Annotated in this window: 14 protein-coding genes and 1 tRNA gene; 7 read left to right on the forward strand and 8 right to left on the reverse strand. The window is 40.4% G+C overall.

Annotated features, from left to right (window positions below):
* Nucleotides 1-39 precede the first annotated feature (39 nt).
* Nucleotides 40-258, reverse strand: a complete 219-nt coding sequence (locus OA91_RS06725) for a DUF2835 domain-containing protein (RefSeq protein ID WP_046017000.1) — start codon at nucleotides 256-258, stop codon at nucleotides 40-42.
* 127 nt (nucleotides 259-385) lie between these two features.
* Between OA91_RS06725 and OA91_RS06730 the strand changes: the two genes are divergently transcribed.
* From OA91_RS06730 to OA91_RS06760, 7 genes are read left to right on the forward strand one after another with little or no spacing between them, the layout of a single operon-like run.
* Nucleotides 386-1,339: an AAA family ATPase gene (locus tag OA91_RS06730; protein ID WP_046016999.1), complete on the forward strand. Its 954-nt coding sequence runs from the start codon at nucleotides 386-388 to the stop codon at nucleotides 1,337-1,339.
* A gap of 9 nt (nucleotides 1,340-1,348) precedes the next feature.
* Nucleotides 1,349-2,266 (forward strand): DUF58 domain-containing protein, encoded by a 918-nt coding sequence (locus OA91_RS06735; protein WP_063337347.1) that lies wholly within the window; start codon nucleotides 1,349-1,351, stop codon nucleotides 2,264-2,266.
* 29 nt (nucleotides 2,267-2,295) lie between these two features.
* Nucleotides 2,296-2,790 carry a DUF4381 domain-containing protein gene (locus tag OA91_RS06740; protein WP_063337348.1) on the forward strand — a complete coding sequence of 165 codons (495 nt, stop codon included), beginning with the start codon at nucleotides 2,296-2,298 and terminating at the stop codon, nucleotides 2,788-2,790.
* Nucleotides 2,783-3,784 carry a vWA domain-containing protein gene (locus tag OA91_RS06745; protein WP_063337349.1) on the forward strand — a complete coding sequence of 334 codons (1,002 nt, stop codon included), beginning with the start codon at nucleotides 2,783-2,785 and terminating at the stop codon, nucleotides 3,782-3,784. Before OA91_RS06740 ends, OA91_RS06745 begins: the two co-directional genes overlap by 8 nt.
* Complete coding sequence (locus OA91_RS06750; RefSeq protein ID WP_063337350.1) at nucleotides 3,784-5,535, forward strand: vWA domain-containing protein; 1,752 nt, start codon at nucleotides 3,784-3,786, stop codon at nucleotides 5,533-5,535. The genes OA91_RS06745 and OA91_RS06750 overlap by 1 nt, the downstream gene beginning before the upstream one ends.
* A gap of 44 nt (nucleotides 5,536-5,579) precedes the next feature.
* The gene (locus OA91_RS06755; protein ID WP_231870329.1) at nucleotides 5,580-7,367 is read left to right on the forward strand and encodes a BatD family protein; all 1,788 of its coding nucleotides are present in this window, start codon (nucleotides 5,580-5,582) and stop codon (nucleotides 7,365-7,367) included.
* 45 nt (nucleotides 7,368-7,412) lie between these two features.
* On the forward strand, nucleotides 7,413-8,330 hold the full coding sequence (locus OA91_RS06760) for a Dyp-type peroxidase (RefSeq protein ID WP_063337352.1): 918 nt from the start codon (nucleotides 7,413-7,415) through the stop codon (nucleotides 8,328-8,330).
* A gap of 110 nt (nucleotides 8,331-8,440) precedes the next feature.
* Here the strand turns inward: OA91_RS06760 and OA91_RS06765 are convergent, their stop codons facing one another.
* The 7 genes from OA91_RS06765 to tig all read right to left on the reverse strand — a co-directional run bounded on the left by OA91_RS06765 (nucleotide 8,441) and on the right by tig (nucleotide 16,818).
* Nucleotides 8,441-10,276 carry a SurA N-terminal domain-containing protein gene (locus tag OA91_RS06765; protein WP_063337353.1) on the reverse strand — a complete coding sequence of 612 codons (1,836 nt, stop codon included), beginning with the start codon at nucleotides 10,274-10,276 and terminating at the stop codon, nucleotides 8,441-8,443.
* A gap of 73 nt (nucleotides 10,277-10,349) precedes the next feature.
* A tRNA-Asp gene (locus OA91_RS06770) sits at nucleotides 10,350-10,426 on the reverse strand.
* A gap of 10 nt (nucleotides 10,427-10,436) precedes the next feature.
* On the reverse strand, nucleotides 10,437-10,724 hold the full coding sequence (locus OA91_RS06775) for an HU family DNA-binding protein (protein WP_269447904.1): 288 nt from the start codon (nucleotides 10,722-10,724) through the stop codon (nucleotides 10,437-10,439).
* A 99-nt stretch (nucleotides 10,725-10,823) separates the two neighbouring features.
* Nucleotides 10,824-13,214 (reverse strand): endopeptidase La, encoded by a 2,391-nt coding sequence (lon, locus tag OA91_RS06780; protein WP_063337354.1) that lies wholly within the window; start codon nucleotides 13,212-13,214, stop codon nucleotides 10,824-10,826.
* A gap of 271 nt (nucleotides 13,215-13,485) precedes the next feature.
* Nucleotides 13,486-14,763, reverse strand: coding sequence for an ATP-dependent protease ATP-binding subunit ClpX (gene clpX, locus OA91_RS06785; protein ID WP_063337355.1), 1,278 nt, complete (start codon nucleotides 14,761-14,763; stop codon nucleotides 13,486-13,488).
* A gap of 13 nt (nucleotides 14,764-14,776) precedes the next feature.
* Nucleotides 14,777-15,409, reverse strand: a complete 633-nt coding sequence (clpP, locus tag OA91_RS06790) for an ATP-dependent Clp endopeptidase proteolytic subunit ClpP (RefSeq protein ID WP_046016989.1) — start codon at nucleotides 15,407-15,409, stop codon at nucleotides 14,777-14,779.
* A 74-nt stretch (nucleotides 15,410-15,483) separates the two neighbouring features.
* Nucleotides 15,484-16,818, reverse strand: a complete 1,335-nt coding sequence (gene tig, locus OA91_RS06795) for a trigger factor (protein WP_063337356.1) — start codon at nucleotides 16,816-16,818, stop codon at nucleotides 15,484-15,486.
* Between the last annotated feature and the right edge of the window lie 56 nt (nucleotides 16,819-16,874).

A 16,874-nucleotide genomic window follows, 5' to 3' on the forward strand; every position in this document is an offset into this window, starting at 1 on the left:
TTAGTGAACCTTATGATCACTAAATAAATCTTTGTTAGTTTACTTCTTTTTTATATCGACTAACCGATAATTTTGATCAAATTCCACTTCAAAGGTGCCATAAATACCACTATGGGTTAGAAAAGGTCGAAATATGGTTAAAGGTAGTTGGATATTCCTACCATCACGACTTTGCACGACTAAATATTTTGCTCTTCCTTGATACAAGTCCTGAAATTTATGAGCTGCTAAGGCAACATCAACCACTACTAACGCCATCTTATTCCCTATAAAAATTTGAACTAAGCCCTTCTAGGCTTGTCTTCTTGGAATTCAATCATTTAAGATTGTCGTATTATATTGTGTCTCCACTTTTATTGACAGAAGTATGAGGATCATTCACTCGATGGATGCTGTGATAACTCGTTTAAAAAATTACTTAAATCAGGCCATTATTGGTCAGAACACCCTTACCGATAGATTGTTAATTGCATTGATTGCAGATGGACATGTTTTACTTGAAGGACCGCCAGGTATAGCAAAGACAACCGCAGCAAAAGCGTTAGCACAAAGCATAGCGAGTAAGTTCCATAGAATTCAATTTACCCCAGACCTATTACCAGGTGATGTCACAGGTTCTGAGGTATACCAACAAGAAACGGGGCAGTTTCAATTTGTACCCGGCCCAGTAATTAATAATATTGTTCTTGCCGATGAAATAAACCGAGCACCCGCTAAAGTACAATCTGCTTTATTAGAAGCAATGGGTGAAAGACAAGTCACGGTTGGTAATAAAAGCTATCAATTACCTGAATTGTTTTTTGTCATCGCCACACAAAACCCGATTGAGCAAGAAGGTACCTACCCTCTTCCTGAAGCCCAGCTTGACCGCTTTATTATGAAGCTAAAAGTAGACTATCCAAATGCCGAGGACGAGCTAAAAGTCCTAAGACTGGTAAGAAATCAAAGTGCTAATAAGGTTGCAATCGAATCGCCAGATTGTACCGAAGCCGATATTCGCTCTCTTAGAGAGCAGGCATTAGGCCTCTATATGGCTGAACCTATTGAAGAGTACATAGTGCAAATCGTGATGGCTACTCGTCACCCTGAACACTATCTAGGCGATCAAACTAAGCTTATTGATTTTGGCGCCAGCCCAAGGGCAACCATAGCATTAGATAGATGTGCCCGCGCCCACGCATTGTTAAAAGGGGAACAATTTGTCACGCCTGATGACGTTAGAGCGGTTGCCCATGATGTTCTAAGGCATAGAATCATCCCATCTTTTGAAGCTGAGGCAAAAGGCCTAACTTCAGATACTTTACTTGATCAATTACTTGAAAGAGTACCTGTTGCTTAGGTAAAGATTATGGATGCACTAATATCACCAGACTCGCCCGAATTGGATGTTCAAAGCCTGTCTGATCTTGCCGTTTTTGCAAAAAAGTTAGGCAAAGCACCTTTGCAGCCTCATCGCCGCCCTATGCTTGGCTCTCATCTTACAAGGATGAAGGGCCACGGTATGGAAATGCTTGAAGTGAGAGAGTATCAAGCAAGTGATGATATGCGCCATATTGATTGGCGTGTCAGTGCTAAAACCGGGCAAACCCATACGCGTGTCTATGCCGAAGAAAGGGAGCATAGCCGCATTCTTGCTTTAGACTTATCTAGTCAAGCCTACTTCGGAACACAGCATACGTTCGTTTCTACTCGTATGGTCCAATTACTCTGTTTAGTGGGCTGGCGAACCAAGATACAAAATGACAAGGTAGGCGCTTATCTAAGCTTTGCTAATAAAGACATATTTTTGCCACCTAAAAACCAAGCAAGCCACTTTAATGCCTTGTTAACCTCTCTGTCTGACGCTACTCAAATATCCCATAGACTTACCCAAAGCAAAGCAACGAGTCCATGGCAATCCCTTTTAACTCGCAACATAAGACATCAACAAATTATTATTTGCAGTGATAAAAGCTTACTTAGGGAGCAAGACCTTGAAGAGCTTCAAAGACTTTCTAAATACAACCTTATTCACTGGATAAGTATTGAAGATGAACACCTTGATCAACTTCCTGAAGGTCAATATAGACTTCAAGATATGCAAGGTATTCAAACTATACAAATTACTAAAACGAGTATGCAGTCTTACAAAGAAAATAGATTGATCGCTAAACAGAAGATGAACAATCAATTAAGCAGAATAGGCATTCCTTTTCATTATTTTGCCCTGCATGAGTCGCCTGTTCAAATTGCTAGACATTTGATGGCTTTTGGCGCTTTAAGCTAATCAATAGGGATACGAGAAGAATCTAAGTTATGAATGCTACAAACATTCCAGCCTCAGGGCCTAAAATCGAACTTCCCAATACGGCTTATATACTGCCAGACAATATTGCTATGTGGCCTCCTGTTTGGTGGACTTGGTTAGTTGTTGGCGCTTTAGTTATTCTACTTATTAGCCTAATTACGATTAAATTCATAAGTTACAAACGCAACTTATACCGTAGGGATGCCATTAAGCTAATAGATACTTTAGAAGAGCTTGATGACGTTGCATTTCTCACTCAATGCCATCAGATTATCCGACGTTGCTTACTCACCCTTGGGCGTAATGATCTAGCTTCTCTTCCAAGCCAAGACCTTTTTGATCAATTAGATCTTGGCCTTGCACCAAAATATCAGTTTAAACAACTTGGCTCAGTATTCGTAACAGGTGCTTACCAGCCAAATTTATTATTAAAAGAAGAACAGAAGGAAGAAATACTTCGACTTACCAAACACTGGTGTCGGAGGCACAGGAAGTATGCTTGAATTTATATGGCCTTGGTTTTTAATTGTTGCAATAGCCCCCTTTTTTTTAAAATTTGGTCGCCCTGCTGAGCCTGATCAAAAAGCCCTTTGGTGGCCAAATATTACCCAGTTCAACCAAGCTGAAATAAGCATAAAACTTAAGCGTCAAAGCTTTTCAAAGCATTTGATTAAACTTTTTTTATGGATTTCTTGGTTGCTACTTGTTATCGCAATTGCCAGACCTGTTTGGCTTGGTGAGCCTAAGGTTGTCACCCCTTCGGGTCGAGATCTACTTATTGCTTTAGATTTATCTGGCAGTATGCAAACAGCCGATATGAAGATAAATCAGCAAGCAGTTGATAGATTACAAGCCGCCAAACAAGTATTAGATAGGTTTATCAAAGAACGTAAAGGCGATCGCATTGGCATCATTGTTTTTGGCAGCAAGGCATACCTTCAAGCGCCATTAAGTTATGATTTAGACACAATCGCACAACTTGTAAATGAAACTCAAATCGGCTTTGCCGGAGAAAATACCGCCATAGGTGATGCTATTGGCCTAGGAATCAAACGCCTAGCCAACATTGATGCGGATAAACGCGTTATGATTTTGATGACAGATGGCGCTAATACAGCAGGCCGAGTAAAGCCTGATCAGGCAGCACAGTTTGCAGCTAAGCAAGGCGTTAAAATTCACACTATTGGTATTGGTGCAGAACAGATGATAAGCCAAGGTTTTTTTGGGCCAAGAGTGATTAATCCCTCTACCGACCTTGACGAGGAGTTACTTCAAAAAATAGCCGATATGACTGAAGGTCAATACTTTCGAGCAAAAAGCACCCAAGAACTTGAGTCGATTTACGCCACTTTGGATGAGTTAGAGCCCACACCAGGTGAAGATCAATGGCAAAGACCAAAGACCACGCTCTTCAATATGATTGCCCTAGGAAGCTTATTCTTTCTCTTTTTAGCGCTTTATACTCGCTGGAATGCAATTAGAAGAGGTAGTTTCTAATGACATTTTTTGATCTAATTTATTTTTCAGATCCCAATTACTTGATTCTGATTGCTTTTGTTATTTTCCTCTACATAGTGAAGAAAGAAAACAAGGTTGAGCAAAATCAGCTGTCCAGCTTTATCGATGCCAAGTTACTTCGACATCTAGTGAGTGATAAATCAGGAAAACGCCTACCTAGTTGGGTTGGCATTGTGCTAGTTAGCCTGTTGATAGTTGGCATAGCCGGAATCAGCTGGGAGAAGAAGGTAGAAAAGAAATACATTACCCCAATGCAGACCATTCTCATACTTGACCAGTCTCTGTCCATGTACGCGACTGACATTAAGCCCAACCGCTTAACTCGGGTAAAACAAAAAGTACAAGACCTATTAGTTAGCATAAAAGAAGGCTACATTGCACTAACCGCTTATGCTGGCGATGCTTTTGTAATTAGTCCTTTTAGCCAAGATAAGTCGACCCTAAAACACTTTTTATTGGCCCTTGATCCACTTATCATGCCTCTCTATGGCAGCGATATCCAACAAGCCTTTAGCACTTCGCTCGGTCTTATCAGTGACCCAGCACAATATACAAACATCATTCTTTTTACAGATGACGTTAATGAAAGCGACTTTGCAAACATTAAACAGCAACTTTCAGGTTACAACGTAAAATTAAACATAATTGGTGTTGGTAGTAATGAAGGCGCCAGCATACTACTACCAGATGGTAATACTTTACGCACTTCAGCAGGCCAAGTAATCGCGAAACTTCCTGTCAAAGAACTCAACCAGTTAGCCAGAGAGTTAGGGGCAAATTATTATTCTAGTGACCTATTACCAAGTGATATTGAAGCTATTTTATCAACTCCGATTAGCAATCAAGATAAGGCAGTAGAAGCTAAAAGCCAATCTGTTGATTGGGTCGATAAAGGGCATTGGTTTGCTCTACCTTTTCTTATCTGGCTACTCTATCAATTTAGAGCTGGTGTCATGCTAGCACTATTTGTTGCTATTTTACCTTTCTCTCCTAAAGCAGATGCAATTGGTCTTGACTGGTTTTACACCCAAGATCAAAAGGCACAAAAATTGGTTGATCAAGGAGACTGGGAATCTGCACAGGCATTATTTGAGAACCCAAAATGGCAAGCTGCCAGCCAATACGCACTAGGTAATTATGATGCCGCAGCTGAACAGCTAAACCTCTTAAACGAGCAACAAAATTCAGCGAGTCTTGAATACAATAAAGGAAATAGCCTAGCGCTTGCAGGTAACTTAGATGATGCCATTGCCTCCTATAAAAACGCACTCAAAATTAAACCAGAATTCACAGAAGCCCAACAAAATTTAGACTATTTAGAAAAATTAAAACAAAACCAAGAGAAACAGCAAAACGAAAACAATCAACAATCTAAAGATGAAGAGCAAGAAAGCAAGGATCAAGATCAAGATCAAGACTCTCAATCCAATTCTCAATCGGACCCAAGTAAAGAAAAGGATGAGCAAAATAAGCAAGAGGAAGAACAACAGCCTGAAAACTCGCCTGATCAAGATAATAAAGACGCAACAACCCAAGAGCAGCAAGAGCAAACACCACCTAAACAAGAAGACGACCCGCTCACTTCAGAAGAACAAGTCGCTTTAAACCAGTGGATGAGGCAAATTCAAGATGACCCAGGTGGGTTACTAAAAAGAAAGTTATGGTATTTACATCAGGAAAAACGAGCAGAAAATCGCTATAGACAACAGGATGGACTCCCAATATGGTAGTAAATACATTTTTGATTTCACAGACTTTTTATAGCAAGAGTATTATGCTGCCAAAAACAGCCCTTTTAAGGGGATTAAATCTAACACTGTCTTTCATATTTTTACTTGTTAGCAGCAACCTATATGCAGCAAGCGTCACCGCGACCTTAGATAAACAAACAATTTATGAAAACGACGTAGTCCAATTAACCATTAGAACCGACTTCCCTGAAACAGGCCAAGGGCCAGATTTAAGCGTATTAAAACGGGACTTTGAAGTATTAAGCCAGAGTCAGAATAGCCAATTCCGTTTTAATCTAGGTACGAGTCAATCTCTCAGTTTTTGGGTAATTTCGCTCATGCCAAAATCGACGGGAGATTTTGTTATCCCTGCAATTCAAGTCGGTAACCTAGCTTCTGAGCCAATCAAACTGAAGGTAAAAACAGCCCAACAACTTCTGGATGAAAACGGCAACCCACCTGTCATCATTGATTTAGAGGTGTCACAAGAGCAACCTTATTTACAGCAAGAGCTTATTATTAGTTTGAAGCTGTATTCCGCATTTGCTCTGCAAAATGCCAATATTTCAACTCCAAACCACCCAAATCTTTTGATCGAGAGGCTAGCTGACGACCAAATTCATTATGAAGAAGTCAACGGTACTCAATATCAGGTCATTACTCGTGATTATTTAGCTTTCCCTCAGCAAAGTGGTCAGTTAGAAATTCCTCCACAAAAAATCTCCGCAATGATTAACACCAATTTGGGGAGGCGCCTAATAAAAGCCCAGAGTAAAGCGATAAAGCTTGATGTTTTACCTATTCCTGCCAGTTATCCAAGTGATGATTGGTTACCTGCAACCCAAGTTAGCTTATCAAACTCTTTATCTCCAACGGCAGATGTAAAAGTTGGCGATACACTTATTTGGGAAATTGAAGCATTTGCGAAAGGCGCCTTACCAGAGCAAATGCCAGCTTTTGCTTATGCTAGCACACGAGATTATAAGCTTTACCCTCAGCCAGCTAAATTGAGTAGCCATAAATCTGACACAGGTATCACAGGAGAACAATCTATACGCATAGAAGTTGTACCAACCATACCTGGAAAGCTAATATTGCCAGAAATAGAAATTGTTTACTGGAATACAAAAACACGACAACTTGAACGTACTTACGCTGTTCCGCCTAGTGTAGAAGTTACTGGAATATCCCTTGTAGACCCCACAGGCAAAGGCAAAGCCCAGAAACTACTTGCACCTCAAACAGGATCAGTTGCGCCTATATCTTTAGCTAAGCCAGAAGAAAAAACGAAATCTGATGAAACCGATATTTTAGAGGGTGAGGTTCAATTAACAACCCAAGAAACTGGCTCATCTTGGAGTGTAAAAAGCATCATAATAGCAATTCTATTATTCATCGCTGGAACAACCTTGATAAGTGCAACTTTTCTCATGCTGAAAAAGCGCAAAACAATTAATAGCGACAAACAAGAAGAAGTTCCAACATTACAAGTTTTCGCCCCTCTTAATACGCATGATGAAAAGACAGCATATCAAGAGCTAATCAATGCTTGTCAAAATCATGATCTAAAATCATTAAGAGGCAAATGCCTTGAGTGGGCAAGACACAGATGGGGTGAAGATAGAATAAATGGCCTTGATGATATTAAGCATTTAAGTGAATCAAGCAGCCTAAGCCAACTTATCATGGAAGCGGAATTAATTATGTATTCCAACACAGCTGCAACAGACTGGGATGGTAGTGACCTTGCAGATGCTTTAGAAGAGTTTTATAGCGGTGAGGCTAAACCAAGCCAATCGAGTAAACTAAAAACTTTATATCCAAACTTTTAACCTAATCAGCAGCACAAATGCTTTCGTGCTGCCTAGGAGTTTATTTTGTCAAACATTTATCAATCAGGCATTACAGCAGCAGCAAACACTGATGCCCTGTTTATTACGCTTAATGTCTTGCCGCATAAAAAAAACAACATTAAATCTCAGCTTAATAAGGCGCAGTCATTAATCTTTAAATTTCAACAAACCCATGCTGCTAGTAACCCTCATGGTGTTATTGCCATTGGTAGTGAATTTTGGCAAGAAATCTCCCCTAATTCTCAGCCTAAAGAATTAACCTCATTTCCAGACATTCAATCGACTCCAGAAACGCCAGTCACACCTGTCGATCTACTTTTACACATTAGATCAAATCGACGCGATCTAACTTATTTGCTAACCAAAGAAATCATGACACTTCTATCCGGCTATGTTGAGCTGGTTGAAGAAGTTTCGTGCTTTAGATATTTAGACAGCCGAGATCTAACTGGCTTTATTGATGGGACAGAGAACCCTGAAGGCAGCCAAAGAGCGAATGTTGCCTTGGTCAAAAAAGATGAGGATGCAGAATATGCAAACGGCTCCTATATCCATTTACAACGCTTCATTCACAATCTTGAAAACTGGCAAAACCTAGCAGTAAAAGAGCAAGAAGACATAATAGGCAGAACTAAACAGGATAACATTGAGTATAAAAGCGAAGATAAGCCTCTTACAGCTCATGTAAAACGCGCTTCAGCTAAAAGCAAGGATGGGCAAGGCCTAGAGATACTTCGTCACAGCATGCCTTATGCAAACCTTTCTGAAGCAGGCTTATTATTTGCCAGTTATTGCAGTAGCCCTATTAACTTTAGCAAGATGCTAGAAAACATGATGCTAGGGGATGGATCCGGTCACACAGACAAACTCATGCAATATACCAAAGCAGTAACAGGACAAGCCTTCTTTGCCCCAAGCATTAGCTGGTTCGAACAAACTTAAGCCTAAGTACTAGATATAAAAAAACCCATCATACGATGGGTTTTTTTATATCTCTTAATCACTTTTTAGGAAATGATTAAATCGTTAAAAGCATACTTTCTTTTAACTAACTACCTTTCAACTACAGCAGCACTTTCTAACGCTGCTTGGTGAGCAGCAATTGTCTGAGACACACCACTTTGATTCAGATAACGCTCAATATAATCACGTTGAGCTTCATCTTCACCCGCATCACCATCCTGAACTTGCAATAAGCTGATCAATACCAGATCGCCGTCATTTAAAGCTTCAACCTTAGTTGTCGCTTCTTCGCCTTGTGGGCGCGCCATTCTGAAAACAATTTCACTGATATCATCACGACCACGACTCGCAAGCTCTACATGTGTCCAGCTAGACTTATCTTGCGCTGACATAAGAGTATCAGCTTTAAGTCTTAGACTTGCTGTAGCTTTTTCTCTAAGAAGAATTGACTGTACATCCTGCTTAGCTTCATCAAGGTTCATATCAGATTGTGCTTTATGCTCATTGATACGAACGATAGCGACCTGCTCTTCATTAAGCTCAATCAAACCACTATTCAGCTCATCCTCAAGTAATTCAGGACTAAAAGCAGCCGCGATTGCTTGGGCATTAGATGAAATTAGCTCAGCACCACCCTGCCTGCCAAACCAGTCAGAATGCATGATGTTAACATTATACTCTGAAGCCAATGTATTTAGATCGTCGCTAGCATACGCAAGATCTGTAATATCTTCCTGCGCACCAAGCAAAGCATCTTGAGCTTTACGGTCAACAATCTCTTGCTTAAGTTCTGGCTCTAGCTCAGCCAATGTTGGTGTATCAACATTACTGATCTCTCTAAGTTCAATCAAATGGAAGCCGAACTCAGTTTCAACAACGGCAGAAACTTGATCTACAACCATGCTAAATAGCACATTCTCAAACTCAGGAACCATCATACCAGGGCTTACATAACCAAGATCACCACCGTTATTTTTAGAACCTAAATCATCTGAATATTCTTTTGCCAAGACTTCAAATTTAGTACCAGAGTCAATCTTAGCTTTAATCTCTTCCGCTAAAGCTCGTGCTTGATCATCATCACGATCAGCATTAGTTTCAATCAAAATATGAGACGCTAAACGCTCTTCCTGAGGAGCCCCAGATGTAGCCGCTTGATAAGCTTGCTCCAACTCGGTTGCGGATACACTCACTTTGTTTTGAAAATCAACAGATGAAATAATGACGTAATCTAACTTAACCTGCTCTGGGTTCTGAAAAGATTCTGTATTTTCATCGAAGTATTTCTTAATTTCAGCATCTGTTACTTGAGTAGCTTCAACTTCGTTTGCTAAAGAGAAACGAACATAGTCATAGCTACGTTGCTGATTTTGCAGCTTTAAAACCTGATCTACCTGATTCGCCAACACAAAATCAGAGCTGGATAAAGCGATACGACCTTGCTGAAGCAAGATGTCCTGTTTAATTCTTTGTTTAAATGCCAAAGGTGTATAACCTAAGGTTTGAATAAAGTTTAGATACTTATTCTGATCAAACTGACCATCAGTTTGGAACTGCTCAGCCTGAACAAGGTATTGATCAACTTGCGCATCTGACACAGCTAAATTCATTTCATTAGCGTTATTTGTCAAAACAGCTCTTTGAATAAGCTCTTCCAATGCACGACGTTGTAATAGTGTATCTTCCAATAATGCAGGGTCAATTTGACCGCCCATCATTGAAATTAATTGACGTCTTTGTATTTCTGCAGATTGTAACAATTCAGTTCTTGTTATCTCTACGCCATCTACTTCAGCTACCGTATCTGATGTAGTAAAACCTGTTACAAGCGCATCCACCCCAAACAGAGCGAAAGTCACTACGATAAAACCTATGATTATCTTTACGACAATACCTTGTGACTTATCTCTTATATCTTGGAGCATGTTGCCTCCGTGTTAAGTTATGACTATATAAAAAAGGGTGTACCCCTGGTAAGGAGCACACCCTTTCGTTTAATGGCGGAACAGACGAGACTCGAACTCGCGACCCCCTGCGTGACAGGCAGGTATTCTAACCAACTGAACTACTGCTCCTAAAACTCACTTAGTTAACTGAGTCTTTAAGGCCTTTACCCGCTTTAAAACCAGGAACTTTAGCCGCTTTAATAGCAATTTCTTCGCCAGTTTGTGGATTACGACCAGTACGAGCAGCACGATCTTTAACTGCAAATGTACCAAAGCCAACTAGTGTTACTTGGTCGCCTTTAGCTAGTGCGCCAGTGATTGCTTCAAGTGTTGCGTCTAGAGCATTACCTGCAGCCGCTTTTGAAAGATCAGCAGATGCTGCAATTGCATCAATAAGTTCAGATTTATTCACGTTGTACCCCTTCAGTATTCTCGTGGTTCCTTAGTATTATTATCAGCATACTAATGCTGTAAGGTTGAGCATTTATACAAGCCCAACCCACTCCATGTCAATACAGAGTTTGACCTAATGATGACTCACAGCTTCTTGTTCATCAACAGTTTTTTCAGCCTTTGAAGGACTTTCTGCTGTTTTTGGTGAAGGAATATACTCTAAAGCCACATCCAGCACCTCATCGATCCACTTAACTGGCACGATTTCGATATCAGACTTTATATTATCCGGAATCTCTTTTAAATCACGAGTATTTTCGTGAGGAATAATAACGGTCTTAATACCACCTCTATGCGCAGCTAAGAGCTTCTCTTTAAGCCCTCCTATTGGTAAGACCTCACCACGAAGTGTAATCTCACCAGTCATGGCTACAGAGGCCTTCACAGGGACTTTAGCAAGCACTGACACAATCGCTGTACACATTGCTATACCTGCACTTGGGCCATCTTTAGGAGTCGCTCCTTCAGGCACATGCACATGCAAATCGACTTTCTCATGAAAGTCCTCTGCAATCCCTAAACCTAATGCTCGACTACGAACAACAGTTAATGCAGCTTGAATGGATTCTTGCATCACATCACCCAAAGAACCCGTCTTAACATGGCGTCCTTTACCCGCCATTCCAGCAGCCTCAATCGTAAGCAATTCACCACCAACTGAGGTCCAAGCTAAGCCTGTTACTTGGCCAATTTGGTTCTTATCCTCTGCTTTTCCGTAGCTAAAGCGCTTCACGCCAGAAAAGTCTTCTAGGTTGTCTTTAGTCACAGAAATTGCATTTTTATTTTTGTTTAAAGCCTGTTGTTTCACAACACGGCGACAAACTTTGCTTAATTCTCGCTCTAATCCTCGCACACCAGCTTCCTTGGTGTAGTAACGAATTAGGTCCATTAAAGCCTCATCTGAGACCTCAATTTCATGATTTTTTAAGCCTGCCAATTTAATTTGTTTAGGCAGTAAATATCTTAATGCTATGTTTAATTTCTCATCTTCGGTATAACCAGGAATACGAATAACTTCCATACGATCCAACAATGGACCAGGAATATTCATACTGTTAGATGTACAAATAAACATCACATCTGACAAGTCATAATCAACTTCTAAGTAGTGATCATTAAAAGTGTGATTTTGCTCAGGATCTAGCACTTCTAGTAAAGCTGATGCAGGGTCGCCACGTTGATCCATACCCATTTTGTCAATTTCATCTAACAAGAACAGAGGATTTTTCACTTTTACTTTAGCTAACTTCTGCAAAAGTTTACCCGGCATAGAGCCAATATAAGTACGTCTATGACCACGAATTTCAGCTTCATCACGCACACCACCAAGTGACATACGCACATACTTACGGTTAACCGCCTTAGCAATTGACTGCCCTAATGAAGTCTTACCAACACCTGGAGGCCCCACTAGACAAAGCACAGGACCTTTTACCTTTTTAACCCTTTGTTGAACTGCCAAGAACTCTAAAATACGCTCTTTCACGTCCTCAAGGCCATAATGGTCTTGATTCAAAACTTTCTCAGCATAAGCAAGATCATTTCTTACCTTACTTCTCTGTTTCCAAGGTAAAGATAGAAGCCAATCAATATAACCACGAACAACAGTTGCTTCAGCTGACATAGGCGACATCATTCGTAGCTTTTTAAGCTCTGCATCGGCCTTTTCCACAGCCTCTTTACTCATGCCTGATTCTTGAATTTTATCTTGCAGTATATCTAGCTCATTACTACCTTCATCCATGTCACCAAGTTCTTTTTGAATCGCCTTCATCTGCTCATTCAAATAGTACTCACGCTGACTTTTTTCCATCTGTTTTTTCACGCGGCTACGAATACTCTTTTCAAGATGGGCAATATCAAGTTCACCATCCATTAAAGCGATTAGGTATTCACCACGTTCGATTAAAGAGGCAGCCTCAAGTAATTGCTGCTTATCTTCAAGCTTAAGGCTCATATGGCCTGCAATACTGTCAATCAAAGAGCCCAGCTCTTCAATTGCTTTAACAGAGGTAACAACTTCACTTGGTATCTTCTTGCTACCAGAGACATACTCATCAAGCTGCTTTAATAAAGCCGCACGCATAGGACCATAATCAGTGCCAGCCTCCTCAACAGCTTCCTCCATTGGAATGACTTTCGCATTAACAAACTCACCTTCATCTTCAAGGCTGGATAGCTTTGCTCTTACACCACCTTCCACTAATACTTTTACTGTGCCATCAGGAAGACGTAAAAGCTGCATCACCTTCGCTGTGGTGCCTATCTCATACAAATCTTCTTTCTCAGGGTTATCTTTAGAAGCATCTTGCTGAGCAACAAGAAAGACATGCTTGTCATTTTCCATTGCTTTTTCTAAAGCTGCGATAGATTTAGCCCGCCCGACAAACAAAGGCAATACCATGTGTGGATAAACAACCACATCACGTAAAGGCAACATTGGTAAAGTTAACATTTCAGACATAATAGGTTCCAATTAGTGCGCATAAATATAAAGGCGCTTATATCAAGTTATCCAGAAGACATAAGGGCAGGATGTAAAAAAACAAGCTCTTAAGGATGACAAATGTAAAATGCATTAATTTAATATAGTAAAGAATACTAGATTGACTGACATAGCGCTTATTGTAAAGTGCATAACCTCACTCCATAAACAAAAAAAAGGCCATACAATAAAGTATGACCTTTTCTTAAAACTCGAACAAAAACAGTATAATAAAAGCTAAATTAGCTCATTAGTTATTAACCGCTTCGTCTCCTTTCTCTAATACCATAAGCGGCGCAGCTTCTCCTTTCATAGAGTTTGCATCCATAACTACTTTTGCTACGTCACCACGTGACGGCAAGTCATACATACAATCTAATAAAGCAGACTCTAGGATACTTCTCAATCCACGTGCACCCGTTTTACGCTCAAGCGCTAACTCAGCGGCTGCTTGCAAAGATTCAGCTGTAAACTCAAGCTCAACACCCTCTAATTCAAACAAGTGTTGATACTGCTTAGTTAAAGCATTTTTTGGCTCACTCAGAATAGTGATAAGCGCAGCTTCATCCAATTCAGCTAGAGTAGCCACCACAGGCAAACGGCCAACGAATTCAGGAATCAAACCAAACTTAACTAAATCTTCAGTTTCAACATTATGAACAGTTTCAGAGAAGACTTTATCTTCTTCTTTACTCTTCACAACGGCCGAGAAACCAATACTACCTTTTTCTGTTCTATCACTAATAACACGATCAAGACCGGCAAAAGCACCACCACAAATAAACAAGATATTTGAAGTATCTACTTGCAAGAACTCCTGCTGAGGATGTTTACGTCCACCTTGAGGAGGTACAGATGCAACCGTACCTTCAATCAGCTTAAGCAATGCTTGCTGCACACCTTCACCTGACACATCACGCGTTATTGAAGGGTTATCTGATTTACGTGAAATTTTATCTATCTCATCAATGTAAACAATACCACGCTGGGCTTTCTCAACATCGTAATCGCATTTTTGTAATAGCTTCTGAATGATGTTTTCAACATCTTCACCCACATAACCCGCTTCAGTCAGAGTGGTTGCATCAGCAATAGTGAATGGAACATCCAATACGCGAGCTAAAGTTTGTGCCAATAGCGTTTTACCACTACCAGTTGGACCTATAAGCAAAATATTACTCTTACCTAACTCCACTCCATCAGTCTTACCTTGATGCTTTAAGCGCTTATAGTGATTATAAACCGCTACCGCTAAAACACGCTTAGCCTTCTCTTGACCAATTACATATTCATCAAGGGCAAACTTAAGTTTAGCCGGTGCTGGCAACTCATCACTTTCTTCACTCGTCTCTTCACCTTGCAGTAGCTCTTGTGTGATGATGTTATTACATAAATCAACACACTCATTGCAAATATACACTGAAGGACCAGCGATTAACTTTTTAACTTCATCCTGGCTTTTACCACAGAAAGAACAATACAAAAGTCGATCGGAATGCTCTCCTCGACTGAACTTATCGTCTGACATTAAAATTCACCAATTAAACTTCGCGTTTTAACAATATATCGTCAATCAAACCATATTCTTTTGCTGCAGCCGGATCCATAAAGTTATCACGATCTGTATCTTCAGCAACTTCTTCAATAGGTTTACCTGTATGGAATGAAATAATTTCATTCAACCTATGTTTAATACTTAGGATTTCACGAGTATGAATCTCTATATCAGAAGCTTGCCCCTGATAACCACCTAAAGGCTGGTGAATCATAACGCGTGAATTAGGTAAGCAATAACGCTTACCAGCAGCTCCTGCTGTTAACAACAAGGCCCCCATACTTGCAGCTTGACCAATACACATAGTACTGACATCTGGCTTAATAAACTGCATTGTATCGTAAATAGACATTCCTGCTGTCACAGAGCCACCAGGAGAGTTTATGTATAAATGAATGTCCTTATCTGGGTTCTCAGACTCTAAAAATAATAGCTGAGCCACAACTAAATTAGCCATGTGGTCTTCTACTTGACCAACCAGAAATATAACGCGTTCTTTCAGTAAGCGCGAATAAATATCAAAAGAGCGCTCACCACGAGCAGTTTGCTCTATCACCATAGGCACTAGGCCTGAACTTGTAATTGCAACAGGACCAGTAGTTGGGTTCGTCAAATTCATATTCCATTCCTTAAAACAAAAAAGCCGACATAGCATGAGCTATGTCGGCCTTAATTAGAAAGATAAGAGTTATCTTATGCTTCTTCGCCTTCCTCTACTTCAGCAGTAGCAGGAGCGTTTGGCTTAATAGCGTCTTCATAACCCAAAGTAATTTCAGTAACTTGAGCAGATTCTAGCAGTTTATCAACAACTTGCTCTTCAAGTACAGCAGATTGAACTTGAGATAGTTGCTCTTTGTTCTTCAAGTAGAAATCGATAACTTGCTGTGGCTCTTGGTAAGCTTGCGCCATATCTTCCAAGAAAGCACGAACACGGTCGTCTTCAACTTTAATGTCGTTAACTTTAACAACTTCTGAAATTAGTAGACCAAGTTTAGCGCGTTTGCTAGCTTCTTCTTGGAATAACTCACCTGGAAGTTGAGAAGCATCAAAGCCTTCACCACCGAACTGTTGAGCAGCTTGCTTACGCAATACATCGATCTCTTGATCAACAACAGTTTGAGGCACTTCAATTGGGTTTAGTTCAACCAATGAATCAAATAAGCCAGTTTTTAGCTTACCTTTGATCGCTTGGTTCAGTTCGCGTTCCATATTCTTACGTACTTCAGCACGTAGCGCGTCAAGAGTGCCTTCAGCTAAGCCAAATTTCTCAACAAAAGCATCGTCTAGCTCAGGAAGAACTTGCTCTGCAACTTCAGTCACAGTAATTTTGAAGCTAGCTTCCTGACCTTTTAAGTTTTCAGCTTGATAATCTTCTGGGAAGGTAACAGAGATTGTTTTCTCTTCACCCGCTTTAGCACCTAGAATGCCATCTTCAAATCCTGGAATCATAGTACCAGAACCTAGAACTAGTTTATGGCCTTCAGCAGCACCGCCTTCAAATGCCTCATCACCTAGGTAACCAACAAAGTCAATTACAACTTGGTCACCGTCAGCAGCTTCACGCTCAACAGGGTTCCATTCAGAATTCTGCTTACGCAATGTTTCTAGCATAGTATCTAGATCAGCATCAGTCACTTCTGAAAGAACGCGCTCTGCAGATACTTTTGTTAGGTCATTTAATTCGATTGTAGGATAAACTTCTACTTTCGCAACGAATTCAAGGTCAGCACCTTCTTCCATCTTCTTAGGCTCGATTGAAGGCATACCTGCTGGTTGTAATTCTTCTTTTTGAACTGCTTCAACATATGCATCACGCATAATTTGCTCAACAGCTTCTAGACGAATACCTTGACCGTAACGTTTTTTAACAACGCTTACTGGCACTTTACCTTTACGGAAGCCATCGATACGAACAGTTTTCGCAGTTTTAGCAACTTCTGCGCTTACTTTTTCTTCGATACGAGCAGCAGGAACACTAATAGTAAGTACGCGTTCAATTGTCGATGTTGTCTCTACGGAAACTTGCATATAACTCCCCTTGGGAACCTTGCTATCCTTGTCGAATATCAATTAAAGATATCGAT

It is taken from the genome of Marinomonas sp. SBI8L, from assembly GCF_001624705.1.
GTDB lineage: Bacteria > Pseudomonadota > Gammaproteobacteria > Pseudomonadales > Marinomonadaceae > Marinomonas.